General features: G+C 53.2%; 17 protein-coding genes. 7 read left to right on the forward strand and 10 right to left on the reverse strand.

The features are described from left to right. Positions 1-61 precede the first annotated feature (61 nt). A complete protein-coding gene (locus AYK82_RS10410; protein ID WP_068315034.1) occupies positions 62-3,667 on the forward strand; it encodes a hydantoinase B/oxoprolinase family protein in 3,606 nt (1,201 codons plus the stop codon). 73 nt (positions 3,668-3,740) lie between these two features. Here the strand turns inward: AYK82_RS10410 and AYK82_RS10415 are convergent, their stop codons facing one another. Beyond that, the gene (locus AYK82_RS10415; protein ID WP_068315037.1) at positions 3,741-4,859 is read right to left on the reverse strand and encodes an endonuclease/exonuclease/phosphatase; all 1,119 of its coding nucleotides are present in this window, start codon (positions 4,857-4,859) and stop codon (positions 3,741-3,743) included. A 188-nt stretch (positions 4,860-5,047) separates the two neighbouring features. Here AYK82_RS10415 and AYK82_RS10420 point away from each other — a divergent pair, with 188 nt between their 5' ends. Both AYK82_RS10420 and AYK82_RS10425 read left to right on the forward strand, forming a co-directional pair. After that, positions 5,048-5,635: a thioesterase family protein gene (locus tag AYK82_RS10420; RefSeq protein WP_068315040.1), complete on the forward strand. Its 588-nt coding sequence runs from the start codon at positions 5,048-5,050 to the stop codon at positions 5,633-5,635. After that, positions 5,632-6,297, forward strand: coding sequence for a glutathione S-transferase (locus AYK82_RS10425; protein ID WP_068315043.1), 666 nt, complete (start codon positions 5,632-5,634; stop codon positions 6,295-6,297). Before AYK82_RS10420 ends, AYK82_RS10425 begins: the two co-directional genes overlap by 4 nt. A gap of 9 nt (positions 6,298-6,306) precedes the next feature. On the opposite strand, the gene AYK82_RS10430 is transcribed toward AYK82_RS10425, so the two are convergent. Further along, the gene (locus AYK82_RS10430) at positions 6,307-6,975 is read right to left on the reverse strand and encodes a class I SAM-dependent methyltransferase (protein ID WP_068315045.1); all 669 of its coding nucleotides are present in this window, start codon (positions 6,973-6,975) and stop codon (positions 6,307-6,309) included. An 89-nt stretch (positions 6,976-7,064) separates the two neighbouring features. Further along, positions 7,065-7,544 (reverse strand): class I SAM-dependent methyltransferase, encoded by a 480-nt coding sequence (locus AYK82_RS17980; protein ID WP_172795226.1) that lies wholly within the window; start codon positions 7,542-7,544, stop codon positions 7,065-7,067. A 529-nt stretch (positions 7,545-8,073) separates the two neighbouring features. On the opposite strand from AYK82_RS17980, the gene AYK82_RS18210 reads away from it, so the two are divergent. After that, positions 8,074-8,658, forward strand: a complete 585-nt coding sequence (locus AYK82_RS18210; protein ID WP_068315051.1) for a BA14K family protein — start codon at positions 8,074-8,076, stop codon at positions 8,656-8,658. A gap of 445 nt (positions 8,659-9,103) precedes the next feature. On the opposite strand, the gene AYK82_RS10445 is transcribed toward AYK82_RS18210, so the two are convergent. The 5 genes from AYK82_RS10445 to AYK82_RS10465 all read right to left on the reverse strand — a co-directional run bounded on the left by AYK82_RS10445 (position 9,104) and on the right by AYK82_RS10465 (position 16,885). Then, positions 9,104-9,697 carry an FMN-dependent NADH-azoreductase gene (locus AYK82_RS10445; protein ID WP_068315054.1) on the reverse strand — a complete coding sequence of 198 codons (594 nt, stop codon included), beginning with the start codon at positions 9,695-9,697 and terminating at the stop codon, positions 9,104-9,106. Positions 9,698-9,868: 171 nt separating this feature from the next. Continuing rightward, positions 9,869-13,618, reverse strand: a complete 3,750-nt coding sequence (gene metH, locus AYK82_RS10450; RefSeq protein WP_068315057.1) for a methionine synthase — start codon at positions 13,616-13,618, stop codon at positions 9,869-9,871. Between the two features lie 67 nt (positions 13,619-13,685). After that, positions 13,686-14,597 (reverse strand): methylenetetrahydrofolate reductase [NAD(P)H], encoded by a 912-nt coding sequence (gene metF, locus AYK82_RS10455; RefSeq protein ID WP_068315060.1) that lies wholly within the window; start codon positions 14,595-14,597, stop codon positions 13,686-13,688. A gap of 1 nt (position 14,598) precedes the next feature. Beyond that, positions 14,599-15,591: an ArsR/SmtB family transcription factor gene (locus AYK82_RS10460; RefSeq protein WP_068315062.1), complete on the reverse strand. Its 993-nt coding sequence runs from the start codon at positions 15,589-15,591 to the stop codon at positions 14,599-14,601. A 208-nt stretch (positions 15,592-15,799) separates the two neighbouring features. Next, entirely contained in the window at positions 15,800-16,885 is a 1,086-nt protein-coding gene (locus tag AYK82_RS10465; protein WP_068315065.1) for a DUF2336 domain-containing protein, read from the reverse strand. A gap of 520 nt (positions 16,886-17,405) precedes the next feature. On the opposite strand from AYK82_RS10465, the gene AYK82_RS10470 reads away from it, so the two are divergent. Continuing rightward, positions 17,406-18,008, forward strand: coding sequence for a LuxR C-terminal-related transcriptional regulator (locus AYK82_RS10470; protein ID WP_068315068.1), 603 nt, complete (start codon positions 17,406-17,408; stop codon positions 18,006-18,008). Here the strand turns inward: AYK82_RS10470 and AYK82_RS10475 are convergent. Then, a complete protein-coding gene (locus AYK82_RS10475) occupies positions 18,005-18,640 on the reverse strand; it encodes a helix-turn-helix transcriptional regulator (protein WP_068315070.1) in 636 nt (211 codons plus the stop codon). The two genes, AYK82_RS10470 and AYK82_RS10475, sit on opposite strands and share 4 nt — an antisense overlap. An 89-nt stretch (positions 18,641-18,729) precedes the next feature. Here AYK82_RS10475 and AYK82_RS10480 point away from each other — a divergent pair, with 89 nt between their 5' ends. Beyond that, entirely contained in the window at positions 18,730-19,065 is a 336-nt protein-coding gene (locus tag AYK82_RS10480; RefSeq protein WP_156453321.1) for a DUF2293 domain-containing protein, read from the forward strand. Here AYK82_RS10480 and AYK82_RS10485 read toward each other — a convergent pair. Then, positions 19,046-19,330 (reverse strand): hypothetical protein, encoded by a 285-nt coding sequence (locus AYK82_RS10485; protein WP_208976458.1) that lies wholly within the window; start codon positions 19,328-19,330, stop codon positions 19,046-19,048. The two genes, AYK82_RS10480 and AYK82_RS10485, sit on opposite strands and share 20 nt — an antisense overlap. Before the next feature lie 254 nt (positions 19,331-19,584). Between AYK82_RS10485 and AYK82_RS10490 the strand changes: the two genes are divergently transcribed. Further along, on the forward strand, positions 19,585-20,532 hold the full coding sequence (locus AYK82_RS10490) for a glycoside hydrolase family 18 protein (RefSeq protein ID WP_068315076.1): 948 nt from the start codon (positions 19,585-19,587) through the stop codon (positions 20,530-20,532). Positions 20,533-20,539: the final 7 nt, after the last annotated feature.

A 20,539-nucleotide genomic window follows, 5' to 3' on the forward strand; every position in this document is an offset into this window, starting at 1 on the left:
ACAAAATGTCGACAAAATGTAGCTATCTTACCTATTCTTTATTCTAGTGGGCTTGAATCAGATGACAACAGCAAAGTGGGATTTCTGGATTGATCGCGGCGGCACCTTCACCGATATCGTTGGCCGCACCCCTGAGGGCGAATTGCGCCCCCATAAAGTGCTTTCAGAAAACCCCGAGGCCTACCGTGACGCCGCTTTGCAAGGTATCCGCGACCTTATGGGCCTTGGTCCGCAAGAGCGCATTCCCGCTGAACAAATCAACGCTGTTAAAATGGGCACCACCGTCGCCACCAACGCCCTTTTGGAGCGCAAAGGCGATCGTACGGCTCTCATCATCACAAAGGGCTTCCGCGATGCGCTAGAGATCGGCTATCAGGCGCGCCCCGATATCTTTGCCAAGGAAATCATCAAGCCCGAGCTGCTCTACGAGGTTGTGAGCGAAGTTAGCGAACGCGTACGCGCCGACGGCACCATCGAAACCCCGCTGGACGAGGCAGCGGCACGCAACGCCATGCAAGCCGCATTCAATTCGGGCATCCGCTCCATTGCCATTGTGCTTATGCATGCCTATGCCTACCCGGCCCACGAGCTAAAGCTAAAAACAATCGCCAATGAGATCGGCTTTACGCAGATATCAGTTTCCCACGAAGTCTCCCCGCTCATGAAGCTGGTGGGCCGCGGCGATACCACCGTTGTTGATGCCTACCTCTCGCCCATCCTGCGACGCTATGTGGAGCAGGTCTCCAGCGAGCTGGACATTGAAAGTACCGGTTGCCGCCTCATGTTTATGCAGTCCTCTGGCGGGCTCACCGATGCCTCTCTGTTTCAGGGAAAAGATGCCATACTCTCCGGCCCCGCTGGCGGTGTTGTTGGCGCAGTCGAAACCTCGAAAATGGCAGGGTTTGACAAGGTAATCGGCTTCGATATGGGTGGCACCTCCACCGATGTTTCCCACTTTGATGGCGCTTATGAGCGCGCCTTTGAAACCGAAGTCGCTGGCGTGCGCATGCGGGCCCCGATGATGATGATCCACACCGTCGCTGCTGGCGGCGGCTCGCTCTTGCAGTTTAAAGAAGGCCGTTTTCAGGTCGGCCCGGAATCCGCTGGTGCCAACCCCGGTCCCAAAGGTTACCGCCGCGGTGGGCCGCTTACTGTCACCGATGCCAACATCATGACAGGTAAACTAAGCCCAGCCTACTTCCCGAAAATCTTTGGCCCGCAGCAAAACGAACCGCTGGATTATGATGCAGTAGCCACCGCCTTCACCGAACTTGCCAGCAAAGCACAGGGCAACATGAACGCCGCCCAAGTTGCCGAAGGTTTCCAGAAAATCGCCGTCGAGAATATGGCAAGCGCCATTAAAAAAATCTCGGTTCAACGCGGCTATGATGTGACCGAATATGCGCTCACCTGTTTTGGCGGTGCAGGCGGCCAAAGCGCCTGTATGGTGGCTGATGCGCTGGGGATGGAAACCGTTATTGTCCACCCGCTCTCCGGCATTCTCTCCGCCTATGGCATGGGCCTTGCAGATATCCGTGCCACCCGACAGCGCTCGCTCACCCTGCCCCTTATTGCAGGCGAGCTACAAGTGGCAACAGAGCTGGCAGCACAGCTTGCAGAAGAAACCCTCGCAGAAGTAAAGGCGCAAGGCGTTGCGCCCGAGGCCATCCGCATCGTCAAAACAGCGCATCTGCGCTATGACGGCACCGACACCACCTTGCCAATCGCCTACACCGCGCAAGATGTGCCCGCCATGCTGGCCGCATTCACATCCGCCCACACCAAGCAGTTTGGCTTTGCCTATGAGGCCAAGCAAATCGTCATCGAAGCTATGGAAGTCGAAGCCATCGGCGGCGGCGCAGGCCTTTCCGAGCCAGACAGCGCGCTGAGCGATGCCATGCCGCCAGCAGCAGAGCAAACGCAAATTTTCTCCGGCGGTGAGTGGCGCCACGCCCCCGTTTACCGCCGCGAAGCCTTCTTGCCCGGCATGAATGCATCCGGCCCTTGCCTCATCATGGAGCCACACGCCACCATCGTTGTTGAGCCGGGTTGGCAAGCCGAGCTAAACGCCAAGAACCACTTCATCCTAAAGCGCGTAACCGCAATGGCCCATGCAGCCGCTGTGGGCACCAAGGCCGATCCGGTCATGCTGGAAGTGTTCAACAACCTGTTCATGTCCATCGCCGAGCAAATGGGCGTAACCCTGCAAAACACAGCCTATTCGGTCAATATCAAAGAACGGCTGGATTTCTCCTGCGCGGTTTTTGATCAAGCCGGCGCGCTGGTTGCCAATGCCCCGCACATGCCAGTGCATCTTGGCTCTATGGACCGCTCCGTCGAGGCCATTATTGCTGGCAATGCGGGCAACATCGCCCCCGGGGATGTCTTTGCGCTGAACGCGCCCTACAATGGCGGCACACACCTGCCAGACATTACCGTTGTCTCACCCGTGTTTGACGAAAAAGGCAAGGAAATCCTGTTCTGGGCCGCATCGCGCGGGCATCACGCCGATATCGGCGGCACTGCACCCGGCTCCATGACACCAAAAGCCACCACTGTGGAAGAGGAAGGGGTGCTGATCGACAATTTCAAACTGGTAGATCAAGGCACATTCCAAGAAGCGGCACTCACCCGCCTGTTAAGCGATCATCCCTATCCGGTGCGCAATCTGGCACAAAACATCGCTGATCTGAAAGCGCAAATCGCCGCTAACGAAAAAGGCATCCAAGAACTGCGTAAAATGACAGCCCATTTTGGGCTGCAAACCGTGCAAGCCTATATGGCCCACGTGCAAGACAATGCAGAGGAAAGCGTTCGCCGCGTCATAGAAGCACTGAAAGACAGCTCCTTTGAGTACCCGATCGATCACGGCGGCAAGATCTGCGTTAAAATCAGTGTCGATAAGAAAAACCGGCAAGCCACCGTTGATTTCACCGGCACCAGTGACACTTTGGGCAACAATTTCAACGCTCCCGAGCCAGTCACCCGCGCAGCAGTTCTCTACTGTTTCCGGGTCATGGTGCCCGGCAATATCCCGATGAATGCAGGCTGCCTGCGCCCGATCACCATCAAGGTGCCCAAGGGTTCAATGCTCGCCCCGCAATATCCCGCCGCAGTAGTGGCCGGTAATGTGGAAACCTCGCAGCATGTCACAAACGCGCTCTTTGCAGCACTTGGCGCCATGGCCAACAGCCAAGGCACGATGAACAACCTCACATTCGGCAACGACACCTACCAATACTACGAGACCCTGTGCTCCGGCTCACCAGCGGGACCCGGCTTCCATGGGACAGATGCCGTACATGTACACATGACAAACTCACGCCTGACCGATCCGGAAATCCTAGAGTTCCGCTATCCTGTCATGCTTGAGGACTTCCATATCAACAAGGGCTCTGGCGGCACAGGCCAATGGAAGGGCGGCGATGGCACGCACCGCACCATCCGCTTCTTAGAAGAAATGGAATGCGCCATTTTATCCTCACACCGCACCATCGCCCCCAAAGGCATGGCAGGCGGCGAGGATGGCATACTTGGCAAAACCTATGTGCGCCGTCTCTCCGGCCAAATCGAGGGCTTGGAGGCCTGCGACCAAACCACCTTGCAAGCAGGTGAGGCCGTAACTGTAGTCACTCCGACAAGCGGCGGCTGGGGACGTCCCGCTTAGCGGTAGCGGGGCAGGCTGGCGGAAGTATCATCGCAAAAGGGCAACTCGCCAGCCTGCCTCTATCTCACCATTTTTAGCGACGATCAAACACCATTGAGATTGGCCGATGGTCGCTGGTTGTGGCGTATTTAGGCCTTGGCCCGGCAATTCGTTGATGCACCTCGTGCTCCACCTTCCCGCCGCCGCGCCGTGCCTTAAAGGCAAATGGTTCCACGCCAACAGCATTGGTAAAACTCTGGGTAAACAAGACATGATCCAGCAAAATATGCGGATCTCGGCCCGGATCAAGTTTGTCCTCAAATTGCACGCTCCAACGCTCCCCATCTGGCGCATCAAACAGCGCATGGTTTAAAAAGCGCCGCGCAAAGAACACATCCCCCTGTAAGCCACCAAGCAGATCATGATACATAAACCGCCGCTCGATCCGCTCTTTGGCTGGCCCATCATTCATATCCCCACCAACAATAATCGCCGCACTCGCCTGCGCGGCAAACCGCTGCTCGATATAGTGGCGCACATCCGCGCATTCTGTTGATATTTTGGTTCGATCCTTGATCAGCTCCGCCACCAACTTCGGGTTCCGTGCAAAAAAGTCATCATCGCTTACCCCGCCATCATGGCGCGTGCTGGTGTGCTTGCTCTTCAAGTGAAGGCCGATCACTTCGCAAAAGTGTCCATCAACATCAAGCTGCAAGACCTGCGGATGGCGCCAATAACTATGGCTGCGATCAACAGCAAATTCCAGTCGATCATCGCGCAGCTGCGGGAAAGAAACCGGCCAAGAACCATCCTTGTGCATCCCCTTGGAGTTGACTTCCGTTAGCTCTTGCCATTGATCAAGATGCAGGAGCTGCCCCCGCAGCCGCGCCCCCTTGCGCAGCAAAAACCAGATCCACTGCCGCCCAAAGGGCCCACTCGCCCCCTGCATGCCATAGGCATCCGCGTCATCTGTCCCGCGCACCACAAGCTCATAATCAGGCGCCACCTCATCAAAAAACGTCCGCGCCCGCACTTCACCGCAAGGCCCCTCGCAGATGAGCAGCACGTCGGCACCCAGCGCGCTGATTTCGTCCTTAATCGCTGCCATCCGCGCGCGGGCATGCCGCGCTTTGGTTGCATCACTATCCGACACGGCATCTAGCAGTTTGTCCGCATGCTCGATATTCCAGCTGGTTAGCTTAAAACTCTGCATAGCATCCCCCGTTTCTGGTCGGTTACGACCTGAACAACGGTTAGGAGCGTTGCAAACCTGCGCCATAGTACAACCCTTGAGTTTTTAAGGATAAATATTTAGAGGAAAAGACACCAAGAGCGCATTTCAAACCACGTAACTTTACCTTAAGGTCACACTACCTTACTTGAATAATCGAGCACCTTCCAATGCGCCTCTGGTTTCGCCTTTTTCTGTTTCTTCTCGCCAGCCCATTTGCCAAACGCTTTTCTGATCCATTGGAGACGTCCAAGCTGCAATACCACGTGCTGCCGACCGATATCGACACCAACATCCACCTCAACAATGGCCAGTATCTAACTCTCATGGATATCGGCCGTATCGATATCCTGCTGCGCGCCGGCCTCTGGCGTGCCGTCTGGAAAAATAAGTGGATGCCCGTTGTCTCTGCCGCCTCTATCCGCTTTCGCCGCGAGATTGGCCTGTTCCAGAAGTTTCAGCTCGAAAGCCGCATCGTTTACTGGAACGAAAGCACCAGCGTCATTGAGCAACGTTTTCGCCTGCTGAGCGGCAAGCACAAAGGTGTTGTCGCAGCCTCAGCTTTGGTACGTGTAGGCATGTATGATAGAAAAGCTCGTGCCTTTGTGCAGATCCAGTCATGGATGAATGAAGCAGGTATCAGCGCGACCTGTCCACCAATCGCTCCCCATGTTGAAGCTTTTTTGCAAGCCGAAGAGCAGCAAAAGCTGTATGACCGTGCGACAGATGAACCAGCTACAGGCCACCTGAATTCATGATCCGTCTTCCCCTGCTCTACTCTTTTCGCCGCTGCCCTTATGCCATGCGCGCGCGTCTCGCCATCTGCGCCAGCCAGACACGCGTGGAACTACGGGAAATCGTGCTGCGCGATAAGCCTGCCCATATGTTGGAAATCTCGCCCAAAGGCACCGTGCCGGTGCTGCAGCTACCAGATCAGAGCGTGATTGATGAGTCGCTTGATATCATGCTTTGGGCCCTGCGCGGCAACGATCCGCAAAACTGGCTTTCACCTCAAGCAGGCAGTCTTGACGACATGCTCGCCCTCATCGCGCATATGGACGGTCCCTTCAAACACCACCTTGATCGGTTCAAGTACGCCAGCCGCTTTGAAGGCGCAAATCCAGACGAACACTACGCCTCTGCTATCTCCGCCTTACGGGAACTTGCAAACCGGCTTGAGAAAACACCCTACCTATTTGGCAGGACGCCAAGTTTGGCAGACCAAGCCCTATTTCCCTTTGTCCGACAATTCTGCAATGCAGCGCCAGAACGCTTTGCCAGCGAAGCGCCAAAGCCTGTACAGACTTGGCTATCCGAGCGCGTGGCAACACCGTTGTTTGCCAGCGTTTTTGGCACCAAATGGCCCAAATGGCAGCCGGGAGATGAACCAACGTTCTTCCCCCAGCTCCCATGCGATTAATTCAAGCTGTTAGCGCCGAATAGCTTTAAAGAGCGCCACATTGCCGTGCAGCTTCACATCCACTTGATCAAAGCGCGTATCAAGGGCACGTTGCAGATCGTCCAGCGTGTCTTCAAGATTGCAGAAGACACCCTTTTCATTGTAGAGCGCCATCAGCTTGCGCGCGCCCCAGTTTGGCGTCAGCCCCTTACCCAGAATTGTGGCGCCATAAAGCACCGCTCCCGGCTTCAGTAGCGGCAAGAGATTGTCAAACACCACAGCCTTGTCAGCAATTGACCCCGGTAAACAATGCAGCAGATAGCCAAGGCAGACACTATCAAAGCTTTCAGGTTCAAAAGCAACGGGTTCAAAGGCATCAGCCTGCAACAGCTCAGGCTCCACGCCCTGCGCCCGTTCCGCAGCAAACTCCAAACAATCCCGGTTGCGATCCATCAACACCAATCGGTCAAGCGCTTTGAAGGCGCATTTCTCTAAAAAGTAGCCGCTCCCCACCCCCACATCGAGATGCGCACCCACCATATTCTGCGAATAAAAACTGATCAGTTCCGCTGTGCGCACCTTCCATAAGTACCGATTTGAAAAGCCATGCACAATAAAGTCATAGGCCTTTAGTGTCCGCGACGAATAGACAGCCGCACCGGCTGCCCGCGCTACGTCATCAGCAATCTCTTGTGGCATAAAGCCTCCAGCTGCATTCTCTTTCAATAAAGAGATGACGTAACGGGATTATTGAAAAAATTCAATCCATAATTGCAGGCAACGCACGCTTACAGCTTCGCCCAGAAGAACGCAGCAGAGCCAACCCGCTTCACTTCAAATACTCCAAAATTGCACTCAAGCTCAAACTTCAACGCATCCACATTGTCATCCCGATTGGAAAAAACACCACGGCGATTGTAATAGTCCATCAGCTGGCGGGCCGCCCATGTTTCCTGCTCCTCACGCCCAAGCAAGGTAGAGCCGAACAAAACCCCCTTTGGCTTCATCAGTGGCTTAAGGTGCTTAAAGACTATCGATTTTTCGGGCATCGCCCCGGGCAAGCAATGCAGCAAATAGCCCAACGAGATACTATCGAAGCCCTCACGCTCCCATTGTATAGGATTAAGAATATCGTGTTCATGGATAGAAGGGCGATACCGCTGCAACCGTGTTGCCGAAAAGGTTAGACAATCCTTGCTTGCATCCATCAGCGCCAAACGTGGGGGATGAGGAAAGTGGCAATGGTCAACAAAAAAACCGGATCCCACGCCCACTTCTAAGTGATTAGAACTGACCCAACTATTGTAAAACTCCAACTGTTTTTGCGTCGAGGCCCGCCAAATGAGCCGATTTGTAACCCCAAAAACCAACGGATCGTATAGCCGGAGGCTTCGACCCCTGCGAAGACCAAAGGCCGTGTCTTCAGCGCTTAAACTTGTCATGACGCACAACTTTCTGACAATAGATTCAAATCAACAATGTCGATCTACTACTGCCTTTATAGATCCAATGAAATTGATCTAAGCACATTCCACATTATAACTACGTAATTTAGTTAACTGAAGCCTGATATATTCAGATCTTTAACTAAGGTTATTATTCCTAATTAATTTCGCGCAATTCAGGCAAAATACCCGCATAGAACTACTTCTTTACAGAATTAATTCGGTTTCCAACAATAATTCACCGGTAACTATGCGCGGACAGCCTGAACCGAACATGAATGAACACATAAAAACGCATTCAGAGGGAATCGCCCATTATCGCTTCAACAGCCGATAACCGGGAGACACACCTATGTCCGTTAGAAAGAATATTATTGCCAGCCTGATTGCCAGCACTTTTATCATGCAGGGCGCAACCAGCGCATTCGCAGAAACCGTGACCACAACAACGACCAAAATTTACAAGGAAAAAACCGTTAAGGTCACCAAGCATCGCAAGCACAAAAAGAAAAAGCACCGCAAACACAAAACTAAAGTAGTTCACCATCATCACTATCACGAGGACGATGACGATCTGGATGCGGGCGAGATCGCAGCCATCGGCATTATCGGGCTCGCGGCAGGCATGATTTTGACCAGCGCTTTGAACGAGGACACGCACCACCCAGCCCCGCAAGTTACATACACCCCGCCGCGCCCTTACCCGCAGCATTACGGCAATGCCCACGCACAACCCGTGCCACTCCCGGTTCCAGTGGGTCAGAACTGGCGGCCCGCACCATCAAATGGCAAGCCGATGCAGCTGGTCACCCATGCCCAAAGCCCCGTACCGTGGACACGGGAGTGGTTCCGCTACTGTTCTATGAAATATCGCAGCTTCAACCCGCAAACAGGCACATTCACCACATATTCCGGGGTTCAGAAACTTTGCAAATAGTCCAGCCCAGCAAGACTGTACCCATTAGTTTTACATCCGCGAAAATAGGCGGGGCAAATTGCCCCACCTGTGAAATACCATAAAATATTCACAGCAAAAACTTATGTATCCATAGAAATACAATCAACATTCACCTTAAATTTCGTAGGTTTTATGCCAATTTCAGCTTCAAACACCGCATAGTCACAGGTTTATCACCCTGTCAATTCCATACAGCCCATATTTTATTCTTTTCAAAGCTGCTCTTGTCACATACTCTTTATGTGTTGAGTGAGTATGGAGGTGTGGGATGACAGTAACACGCAGTTTAAACATCATCGCGGTAACCGTCGCATTTACCTTTGCAGCAGCAATAGTGCTTGGGGTAATCTAACAGAACAGAAAACTCTTATAAGAATACAAAAGGGCCCGCAATTGCAGGCCCTTTTTCTTTGCAGTTCTCTTGTTATGCTGCCAACGAAAGCGCCGCAATCGCCGCTTCTGCCTCGCTGCGGGCCTCCTCTGGCTTCATCGCAACACCTACCGCAGCAACAACTTCCACCTCGGTGATACCGATAAACGCCAGCACCTGCTTAAGGTAGGGAACATTAAAATCGATAGGAGAGCCAACAGGCACGCCGCCACTAGCGGCAACAATAATGGCTTTCTTGCCCTCAAGTAGCCCCTTCGGCCCATCCTCGGTATAAGAAAAAGTTTCACCAGCGCGCGCCACCTGATCGATCCAAGTCTTTAAAGATGCAGGCATCGAAAAATTATAAAATGGTGCGCCAACTACGATGACATCTGCCGCACGCAACTCATTGATCAGTTCATCAGACAGCGCAAGCGCGGTTTTTTGCTCATCGCTACGCGCATCGGCGGGCGTGTGAGCAGCGCCCATCCACATTTCATCAACCAAAGGCAGGCCAGCGCTCACATCACGCTCAACCACGTGCGCGCCGCCAAACCGATCAATAACTTTCTGCGAAAGCTCGCGGGTAAAAGAACCTTCTTTTCGAGCAGAAGATTGAACATTCAGAATTTTTTTTACAGTACTCATCTGACTAGCATCCTTTTGCTGTTCACTGAGAACTATATAAGCACGCCACGCAGAAGCGATAAGCGCAATAAAACTGAACAGACTATTTACTTTTTTGTATGGACCTTCAGTCGACTAAAAAAAGCCCCGCATTGGCGGAGCTTCTCGTCATCACAACAGCGGTATTTGCCCCTATTCAGCAGCGCTCACCCGCGTCGAAGGAATATAGTTGAGGATCGGTGCCAGCCAACGCTCGGCCTCTTCAAGGCTCCAGCCTTTACGCCGCGCATAATCTTCCACTTGGTCCTGTTCAATCTTTCCAATTCCGAAATACTCCGCCTGCGGGTGACTAAAGTACAAACCCGAAACCGCAGATCCCGGCCACATGGCGTAACTCTCGGTGAGCTTAATGCCAGCCGCAGCTTCAGCGTCAAGTAGCTCGAACAATGTACCTTTCTCGGTATGATCTGGTTGTGCAGGATAGCCCGGTGCAGGCCGAATACCGTCATAGGCTTCGCGGATCAATTCATCATTAGCGTAGCTCTCGTCAGGGGCATAGCCCCAATAGTCCTTTCGCACCAACTCGTGCATCTTCTCTGCAAATGCCTCGGCAAGCCGGTCAGCCAACGCTTGGCTGAGGATTTTGTTGTAATCGTCCCCTTGCGCTGCATAGTGCGCCGCCAGCGCATCTTCCCCATGCCCGGTGGTCACGGCAAACCCACCGATATAGTCGGCAACACCGCTTCCTACCGGCGCAATAAAGTCCGCAAGTGCCATATTGCCACGATCCGAGTTCCGCCGATCCATTTGCTGACGAAGTGTGTGCAGCCGGGTCAGCTCGGCACTGCGGCTTTCATCTGTGTACACAACAAGGTCGTCGCCATCGCGCCCACAGGGCCAGAAGCCAATCACCGCTTTGGCTTGCAGCAGCTTACCCTCGACAATCTCCTTAAGCATCGCCTGCGCATCCTGATAGAGCGCAGTTGCCGCCGGGCCGTATTTGTCATCGTTCAAGACGGCAGGATACGTGCCTTTGATTTCCCATGTGGTAAAGAACGGCGTCCAGTCAATGTATGGCACCAGCTCTTCCAGCGGGAAGTCACGAAAGCTCTTGGTACCAAAGAAACTCGGACGTGTTGGCGTGTGTTGCTCAAAATCGGTTTTAAAGCCATTGGTCCGCGCAGACTCAATGCTTGCGCGGCTCTTCTGTTTTTTACCACGCGCGTGCTTCTCAGCGATTTGTGCGTATTCGGCGCGGATTTCATCCAGATAAACAACCCGCTGTTCTTCAGAGAGTAACTTGGAGGCAACACCAACGGCACGGCCTGCGTCAGTTACATAGATCGCTTGACCGCGATCATAGTTCGGGTGGATCTTCACCGCCGTGTGCAGCTTGGATGTGGTCGCCCCGCCAATTAGCAGCGGAATATCCATATTCTCCCGCTCCATCTCAGAGGCGATATGGCACATCTCGTCAAGCGATGGTGTGATCAGTCCGGACAAGCCAATGATATCAACATTGTGTTCTTTGGCTTTTGAGAGAATCTCTGTTGCAGGCACCATCACCCCAAGGTCGATCACCTCGAAATTGTTACACTGCAACACCACGCCAACGATGTTCTTGCCGATATCGTGCACATCGCCTTTCACCGTCGCCATCAAAATTTTACCGTTGGAAGAGCTCTCATCCAGCCCAAGCCGTGCCTTTTCCTCTTCAAGAAACGGCATCAGATAGGCGACCGCAGCTTTCATCACCCGCGCAGACTTCACCACCTGCGGCAAGAACATCTTACCTGCACCAAACAAATCACCGACAACGTTCATGCCGTCCATCAACGGCCCTTCAATCACATGCAAAGGCCGATCGAAGCTTTGCCGCGCTTCCTCGGTATCCTCCACAATGAAATCGGTGATCCCATGCACCAGCGCATGCTCTAACCGCTTGGCCACAGTTCCCTCACGCCAAGTCAGATCAACCTCGCGCTTTTTGCCACCGATTCCTTTGAATTTGTCGGCAACTTCAAGCAAGCGATCCGTAGAATCAGCCCGGCGATTAAGCACCACATCTTCGCACAGCTCGCGCAATTCCTCCGGCAAGTTGTCATAGACCGCCAACTGCCCCGCATTCACAATGCCCATATCCATGCCAACCTGAATAGCATGATATAAAAAGACTGAGTGCATCGCCTCGCGCACAGGCTCATTCCCACGGAAAGAGAATGACAGGTTTGAAACCCCGCCCGAAATATGCGCATGCGGCAGATTCTCTGAAATCCACTGGGTCGCATTGATAAAATCAACGCCGTAATTGTCGTGTTCCTCAATCCCGGTAGCCACGGCAAACACGTTCGGATCAAAAATGATATCTTCCGGCGGGAAGCCCACTTCCTGCGTCAGGATTTCGTAGGAGCGCTTACAAATCTCCACTTTACGCTCAAAGCTATCCGCTTGCCCGGTCTCGTCAAATGCCATGACAACAACCGCGGCGCCATAACGACGGATCAGCTCGGCCTGCTCCTTAAATGCCGGAATGCCCTCTTTCATCGAGATAGAGTTCACCACCGCCTTGCCTTGAACGCATTTCAAGCCAGCTTCGATCACACTCCATTTCGAACTGTCAATCATCACAGGAACCCGCGCGATATCCGGCTCTGCGGCAAGCAGGTTGAGGAAGGTCACCATCGCCTCCTCACTATCAAGCAGCCCTTCATCCATATTGATATCGATGATCTGCGCACCGTTCTCCACTTGCGAGCGGGCCACATCAAGCGCGGTATCATAATCTCCATTCTTAATCAGCTTGCGGAACCGCGCCGAGCCGGTCACGTTGGTACGCTCACCCACATTAACGAAGTTCACTTCTTTCGTCAGCGTAAACGGCTCCAAACCGGACAAACGCATCAGGCGCGGCACATCTGGCACCAAACGCGGCGCAACGCCTTTAACAGCCCCGGCTATCGCGGCAATATGATCTGGCGAGGTACCACAGCACCCGCCAACAATATTGACCAAACCGCTGCGGGCAAACTCACCCACCAGCTCCGCCATTTGTTCAGGGCTTTCATCATACTGCCCCAACTCGTTCGGCAGGCCCGCATTTGGGTAGGCACAAACCAGCGTATCGGCCACGCGGCTGATTTCCGCCACGTGCGCACGCATCTCCTTTGCACCCAGCGCACAATTCAAGCCGATTGACAGGGGCTGCGCATGGCGCACGGAGTTCCAAAACGCCTCAGGTGTCTGCCCCGAAAGGGTCCGACCAGACAAATCGGTAATGGTTCCAGAAACCATAACCGGCAGCTTGATACCTTTTTCTGCGAACACTTCTTCAATGGCAAACAGCGCCGCCTTCGCATTCAGCGTATCAAAGATGGTCTCAACCAGAATGAGATCCACACCGCCATCAATCAGACCGCGGGTCGCATCCGCATAGGAGTCTTTCAGCTGATCGAAGGTAACGGCCCGAAAACCGGGATTGTTCACATCCGGCGAGATAGAAGCCGTCCGATTGGTTGGGCCAAGGCCACCTGCCACAAACCGCGGCCGTGCAGGGTCCTCCGCCAACATCTGCTCAACCGCCTCTCGGCAAAGACGCGCTCCAGCAAGGTTAAGCTCATAACACAGCTCCTCCATGCCATAATCAGCCTGCGCAATGGAGGTAGAGGAGAAGGTATTGGTCTCGATAATATCGGCACCGGCCTGCAAATACTGCAAGTGGATTTTACGGATCGCATCCGGCTGCGTCAGGATCAACAAATCATTGTTGCCCTGCACGTCCTGCCCCCAGTCAGCGAAGCGCTCCCCGCGATACCCAGCCTCATCCAGTTTCAGCTGCTGGATCATCGTTCCCATGGCCCCGTCGAGCACCAGAATGCGCTCGCTTGCAGCTTTGTGCAGCGCCTCGAAAATCTCTTGGCCTTTGAAGGTTGCTTGGGTCACCATGGAAACTGTTACTCGCTCGTGTGTAGTGCCGCAATTCGGCTTTGAAAAACTATAAGGTATCCGGCGTTTATGCCGAAATTGCAGGGGTTTTCTCGCGCAGGCCCAGCATGTGGCAAATTGCGTAGACCAGATCTGCCTTGTTCATGGTGTAGAAGTGGAACTCGTCGATTCCCTGATCCACCAGATCCAGCACCTGCTCCGCCGCAACAGCGGCAGCAACCAGCTCACGCGTACGGGGATCATCATCCAATCCCTCAAAGCGGCGCGCCAACCAATTAGGCACCGAAGCCCCCGTCTTACGCGCAAAACCCGCAATCCCCTTGAAGGAGAGTACCGGCACAATCCCCGGAATGATCGGGATGTTGATGCCTGCAGCCTGCACGCGCTCCACATATCGCAAATAATCTGAATTATCAAAGAAGAACTGCGTAATAGCACGTGTTGCGCCCGCATCAACCTTCGCTTTGAGCACATCCAGCTCCACATCCCAGCTGCGGCTCTCCGGGTGCCGCTCTGGGTAGGCCGAAACGGATACCTCGAAATCACCGATACGCTTGATCGAGGCCACCAGATCGGCAGTCGATTGATAACCATTCTCCGGCGGGATGTACTGTGCCCCCACACCGGCAGCCGGGTCACCGCGCAGCGCCACAATGTGGCGAACACCCGCATCCCAATAGGAGCGGACTACATCATCCACCTCTTCCTTGGTTGCATCAACACAAGTCAGATGCGCTGCTGGTTTCAAGCTGGTTTCGTTCACAATGCGCGATACGGTGGAATGCGTGCGTTCGCGGGTGGATCCGCCCGCACCATATGTCACCGACACAAACGCTGGCCCAAGTGGCTCAAGCCGCTTGATAGAGCTCCAAAGTTGTTCTTCCATGCGCTCGTTCTTCGGGGGAAAGAACTCGAAGGAAACAGAGATATTGCTGGCGCTGTTCAGGCGAAAGCGGCGGTCAAGGAGTGAAGAAGTCATATCAGGCTAGTTCCCTGTTTTCTGTGCCAACTGGCAAATCCGTTAGGATGCGCGGGTCTTTGGCCAGCCAAAGCCCCACGGATAATTTGTCTGTTTCGGCGCGTTGTGGGCTGAGCTGGTTATATGCGTTCAACTCAAGCCCCGCATCTTCAAGCCAACGCTGCATCTGCTCCTGCGCAAAGCCCAAGCGGCGATGCGCATGCTTCTCTCGCAAAAACTCAAGATCGTGCGGCGCAAAATCAACCAGAAGCAACCGCCCGCCGGGCCGCAAGGTTCGCGCGGCCTCAGCAATGGCCCGTGCCGGTTCTTCAAGGTAATGCAACACCTGATGCACAACCGTCAGATCCGCTTGGCCCGGCGTAACGGGCAAGGCGTAGATATCGCCCTGCCGCACCTGCGCATTTGTAATGCCCGCCCGCTCCAGATTGGCGCGAGCCACTGTCAGCATGTCACCACTGGCATCAATGCCGATGCCACGCTCATAGCAATCCGCAAACACTTCCAAAAGTCTGCCCGTTCCGGTGCCAAGATCAAGAAAACTCTGCAAGGGCCCATTGCCGACCATGGCCCGCATCGCGGCTTCTACATCGGTCTCGGGCACATGCAGATTGCGCTCCGCATCCCATGTTTCTGCCCGCCCTGCAAAATAATCTGCCGCTTCCGTGGCTTTAGCACGCCGCAGCGCTGCAAGTCGGTCAAAATCAGCTGCTACAATCGGATCCGCCTGATTGACATGCAACAACGCATCGCGAGCAATTCGCGCCGAGCTCCCCTCGCCTAGCCGGTAATAGACCCATGACCCTTCCGGGTAGCGCTCGATTATGGCCGCCTCGGTCAGCAGCTTAAGGTGGCGGCTGATACGCGGCTGGCTTTGCCCAAGAATCCCCGTTAGGTCCTTTACAGTCAGCTCACTTTGCGACAGCAGACTGAGCAGCCGTAAACGCGTTGTTTCACCGCATGCACGCAGCACCGCTACCACATCCTCCGCCTGCATATCCGCCAGTTTGCTCGTCGCTCTTATTGCGCTGATCATCCCACCACCTAAACTCATATAAAGATATCTTTATACCTATTTAGCGAGCTGAGCAACCCATCCTTCTCAAGGGAGTCCACGCGCTCTCTTCAACATTCCCTTTAGAAAAACAAAACCAATAAAAAAAGGCCGGCAGAGCCGACCCTTTCGCAGTAAGTGTGTTGAGAGCTTAGTCAGACCAGCCTTCTTTCCATTGCTGCAGCACTTTACGCGCCTTACTCAGATCCATTTTTTGGAAGCTGGAAATCGCCTGCTGCCGATCCTTCGCTGTGAGGCGATAACGCCAAGGACCAATTTTGAGAAGTGCTTGCAGCGTCATCAAATTAAGGTCGATCGCCCGGCAAACACTGATAAACGGAGTGGTATCATTGCGTACCATCCAGTGCTTCGCCTCTTCATAACCAACACCAGCCAGCAAGGCAAAACAAGCCGCAGCCTCTGCGAAACGCTCTTCCTCTGCAAATCGGCGCAAAACGGTCTCATTAAGCTTGCCATCGCGCGCTAGCCCCAAAACACGCCCTGCAGCGGTCTCAAAATCGTAGCGCGCCAACCAGTAGTCGTTGGAAAGCTTCTGTGCAGCAAATCGGGCCGCATGTGGCAACCGCGCCGCATCATCAGAGCGACCGGTCTCCAGCAAGCGCAACCTCACTTGCTCGCTGGCAAACCCGATCAATTCCTCAATTTGCTCATCAGCAAGATCGCCGCGTGCCCCAAGCGAATACTGCATCGTTTCGTCTTCACGCGCATCCTGCATGAGCTTTTCAACCACACGCTCATTCAGCATCGCGCCATCATTCGCAGCCACTTGCAGGCGAACAGGCTTGTCACCCTTCTCGACCAACACCTCAGATACTGGCTCAGAGATAATCTCACGTTCCGCAATTGCCATTCGGTGCGCATCACTGAGAGCACCGGCAATTTCTAGTAGATCCTGTTCGCGCAAAACTGTCGACTTCCGCAGTATGGGAGCTGCAACTTCAATCTCGTCTTTTGCAAGCTGGCGCACAGTCTCTTCTGGTGCTCGCCGCAAGCTGGAAAGACACTCAGACATGTAGACACGCGCCTGTACCTCGACCATCTCCGACAGCCGCATCATTACATCATCATAAATGTCGATTTGCTCTTCCGAACACCGTTCCCACGTTTTGGAAAACAGCAACGCAACCTGTCGGGCAAGCTCACCGCGCTTCTCAACATTGGATTCAAGCGATAAAGACTTGAAGTCAACGATCTCAGAAACCATGGAACTGGTCATTTAATTGGCACCATCTCTTAACAGCGCGCGACCAAGAGGGCTGCGTAACACCGAATGCCTCTTCGAACACACGCACAAATCAGATTATCTATCGGCAATACTAATTAGGAAAGGCCTACTTTTCCAAGTGTGCAAGCGTAATTTTGACAAGGTTATACATGCTCCTTGTTCATTCTAGGACACGAGTGAAAATAAACCATGCACATCCCACGCTTTTCAGTTACAATCAATAAATACTATTCATTTAGTTTCCTCTATAACTTAATAAGCAATTAGAACTATTATACTCAATTTTATTAAAATACCATACAATGGCAAATAGATGTAAATGCGTGAATCGAAATATAAAAACCTATATTTAGGGATTTTTTTAACCAAACTGGCATTTTTCTAAATATTTACTTTTTGATAAATCAGGAATATATTAGATTTGCTTTAGAATTAAACTAATAGCTCTATGACTCGTGCACAAAATTACAAAAAAGATTAGTCTGAAATTATTGATAGCAAAGCCGAGACAATGACCGCCGACACGTTATTGGAGCAGATAAATTCTGGTTCTCTGGAAGCCCCCGCCAATTACTTGGTGGAGCAGCTTGATTCCGGAGTTATCATTTTAACGCGCTCCTTCGAGATTTTATTAGTAAACACTTCTGCAAAGCAACACCTGAATCGCGTACCGTCAATCAATATTGCTGGAAAGATATTGGAAGTTTGCGATTGCGAACAGCTGCGCCCGGTGTCTGAGGCGATACGGGCTCGATTGGAGCTCACTTCACTGCCGCGCAGGGCACCATTTGAGCTTAAAAAACCTGAACTCGACATAGACTTTCTGCTTGAAGTCATTAGCCTATCAAGTGAACCGCCACTGGTCGCGCTCAAAATCATTGACCCGGTTGATCTAACAAAACGCCGCTTGACGCGCGCTGAGTTGATTTACGATCTAACAAGACGCGAAGCTGAAGTACTCAGGCAACTGTGCTCTTCTCTAACCGAGCCTCAAATTGCGGTTGTTCTTAACATATCAGCCAATACGCTTCGAACGCACCGCAAAAACATCTATGCAAAACTGCATGTAAACAACCGCAATGAGATGCTGCTGCTACTCTCTCGGCTCGCTTAAGGCGCCGGTTTGGGAACCAGTTTATAGGCGCAGCGCCGGTCACCAGCAATAATGTGTTCTTGGCGCTGCACCTCAGCCTCGTTGGCAAACAACGCCTGAAACAGACGCAACTCCGATTGGCAAAACGCCTGTGAGGTCTGCGCAGCACGGCATATAGAGCAATGGTTTTCGATCAGCATCAAGGTGCCATCCTCCACCTCGACAACATCGGCCATGTAGCCTTCAGCTGTTCGCAGCTCGGCCAACCGTTGCAAGCGCTCCCTGAAGCTCTTGAGACCTGTCAGTTCCTGAGCGTAGGCTTGCGCTGCGCTCGCCTCTCGCAGCCGAACGAGCTGCTCAACCCCTTCTTCGCCATAGAGCTCGCGCATGCCCTTCAACACCTCGCTGAGCAAATGGTCGTGGCGGTCAGGAAACGCCCGGTGCCCAGCACCAGACAGGGACCAAACACGGCGCGGACGCCCCACATTACCCTTGATATCTTCAAAGGTCACACTTCCCAGCTCTAGCAGGGAATCTAGGTGTTGACGCGCAGCCACGCTGGTAATACCCAGTTCCTTGGCAAGGGTCGCCGCAGTCTGTGATCCGTGCTTTTTAAGGTAAGTTAGCAATCTTTGCTTGGTGCGCTCATTCATGCCCCAGCAATAACACGCAGGACCACTTTTGGAAAGTTTACACTTTTCAAAAGATCGCACAGCCAATATCACGATGCAGAGCAGAGCCTTTGAGCAAAACCCGCCGACAACAACTCATCGATGAGGCGATGGCCATGCTCCTGCCAAACATCCCCCTCGCATACGCTCTCACGATACGCCATTCAACCGCACAGGGCGCGCTACGCACCGCGCCCCCTTACCGGGCTGTACGTTTAGCGGCCATAGCTCTCGCCCGTCACCAGTTCACCGGCTACGACGCAATGCTACAACAGGGGTATGACCGCGATGCGGCCCGCTTCTTTGTTCAGGAAGATATGTGCATGCAGCTGCAGGAGTGGGGGCTCACAATAGCCCCCAACGAGTTTGAGAATATTGACGGCGATACTAACGACACACCGCAATAATCCAGACGAACCCAACAACCACCATCGCCAGTTCAATAACGATAAAAGCCGGGTAGCCAAAAAAGTAGATCGCCAGAGCCCACAACACCGCCACGTTCGCGATTAAAAAGTACTTCGCGTTGTCCCGTCCACGACTTGCGTCGCGAAGCAGCCAACCAAGTATGGGCAGGGCAAACAAAATCCGCGCAAGCCATGTACCTGCGGGCTTCGACTGGCCTTTTCCAGAGAGCTCAAGACTATCAGGGGTAAGTGTGAGGTCGCTCATAACGGCTACTTTCATTGATCCAAATCAAATTTGATATGCATCAAACAAGCATGATTGCCAATGCGACAATTGCGCACAATCGTTGACCTTCACAGCGCATGAAACAAACACGACTAAAAACTGCCCACCTCCATTAAGATCACCCTAGGCAAATTCACGGTTCTGCGCTCACCCCAACCATTCAAGGGCGTCTTTCCCGATGCACACAAGCAACGCCCACCGCGCTGCTGAACGCACAAGCGAAAGGAAACGCTATGCATACCCCCCAACTGGTCATCTACACCGACAACTGGCAGGCATCCCTCGATAAGCTCGTTGGCACCTCATGCAGTATTGCCATTCAAAGCTTTATCTGTGGCCTGACTTTCACCCCTACAGCAAGCGGCATGGAGGTCACCCCTCTGGTTGATTTTCCTTTGCAGTACACACTCAACAACAAGCAAATCATCAGCGATGCGAAAGAAGGCGGCAAGCGCAAAGTTCTGGTTGCCTTGGGCGGTGCGACCCTTGCCTCCGATACATGGGCGAATTGCGCCCAGAATGTTGAAGAAGTCGCGCAGTGCCTTGCCGATTTTGTCAAGCAAAACAACTTTGACGGCATTGACATCGATTGGGAAGACACAGAGGCCTTCACCAGCAGCAACCCCAAGTATGATGCTGTCACGTTTCTGGTAGACCTATCAAAGGCACTACGTAAAAACCTACCGGCGGGCCAGTACCTCATTACCCATGCCCCGCAACCCCCTTATCTATCCCCATCCTGGCCAGATCAAAGCACTTCAAAGACAAAGCCGGCCCCTTACTCAGATATCCTCAAATCGGCTGGCGATGCCATCGATTACCTAAACATCCAATACTACAACAACCCGGGTGATGTCGGGAGCACAGGCCCAGAGCAAGCGCACAAATGCGCCGGAGTAGGTCCTGAGAGCCCCTTTCCAACCAGCATTGTCGGCCTGAACCAACAGCAAAACCTGCCCTTGCAAAAACTAATCCTTGGCAAGCCGACCACGGAGCAGAATGCGGGCTCAGGTTACTTGGAAACTGATCAGCTCTGCTCGCAAGTGATTGCCCCGTTGCGCAAAAATTATCCAATGATGGGAGGTGCCATGGGTTGGCAGCTGGCAGAGAGCCCCTCCTCCCAAACCCTTGTACTCAACTGGATCAAGGATGTTGGTCAAAGCCTGCAGCTAGAAAGCTAATCCATGA

The organism is Polycladidibacter hongkongensis (assembly GCF_001561995.1).
GTDB lineage: Bacteria > Pseudomonadota > Alphaproteobacteria > Rhizobiales > Stappiaceae > Pseudovibrio > Pseudovibrio hongkongensis.

Excerpts from the sequence above, each read along its gene's own strand:
- metH (WP_068315057.1), bottom strand. The coding sequence starts at position 13,618 with ATGGTGACCCAAGCAACCTTCAAAGGCCAAGAGATTTTCGAGGCGCTG.
- AYK82_RS10430 (WP_068315045.1), bottom strand. The coding sequence starts at position 6,975 with ATGCCACAAGAGATTGCTGATGACGTAGCGCGGGCAGCCGGTGCGGCT.
- AYK82_RS10460 (WP_068315062.1), bottom strand. The coding sequence starts at position 15,591 with ATGCAGGCGGAGGATGTGGTAGCGGTGCTGCGTGCATGCGGTGAAACA.
- AYK82_RS10485 (WP_208976458.1), bottom strand. The coding sequence starts at position 19,330 with ATGAGCGACCTCACACTTACCCCTGATAGTCTTGAGCTCTCTGGAAAA.
- AYK82_RS10445 (WP_068315054.1), bottom strand. The coding sequence starts at position 9,697 with ATGAGTACTGTAAAAAAAATTCTGAATGTTCAATCTTCTGCTCGAAAA.
- AYK82_RS10470 (WP_068315068.1), top strand. The coding sequence starts at position 17,406 with ATGACCGCCGACACGTTATTGGAGCAGATAAATTCTGGTTCTCTGGAA.
- AYK82_RS10415 (WP_068315037.1), bottom strand. The coding sequence starts at position 4,859 with ATGCAGAGTTTTAAGCTAACCAGCTGGAATATCGAGCATGCGGACAAA.
- AYK82_RS10490 (WP_068315076.1), top strand. The coding sequence starts at position 19,585 with ATGCATACCCCCCAACTGGTCATCTACACCGACAACTGGCAGGCATCC.
- AYK82_RS10410 (WP_068315034.1), top strand. The coding sequence starts at position 62 with ATGACAACAGCAAAGTGGGATTTCTGGATTGATCGCGGCGGCACCTTC.
- metF (WP_068315060.1), bottom strand. The coding sequence starts at position 14,597 with ATGACTTCTTCACTCCTTGACCGCCGCTTTCGCCTGAACAGCGCCAGC.
- AYK82_RS18210 (WP_068315051.1), top strand. The coding sequence starts at position 8,074 with ATGTCCGTTAGAAAGAATATTATTGCCAGCCTGATTGCCAGCACTTTT.
- AYK82_RS10475 (WP_068315070.1), bottom strand. The coding sequence starts at position 18,640 with ATGAATGAGCGCACCAAGCAAAGATTGCTAACTTACCTTAAAAAGCAC.
- AYK82_RS10420 (WP_068315040.1), top strand. The coding sequence starts at position 5,048 with ATGCGCCTCTGGTTTCGCCTTTTTCTGTTTCTTCTCGCCAGCCCATTT.
- AYK82_RS10425 (WP_068315043.1), top strand. The coding sequence starts at position 5,632 with ATGATCCGTCTTCCCCTGCTCTACTCTTTTCGCCGCTGCCCTTATGCC.
- AYK82_RS10465 (WP_068315065.1), bottom strand. The coding sequence starts at position 16,885 with ATGACCAGTTCCATGGTTTCTGAGATCGTTGACTTCAAGTCTTTATCG.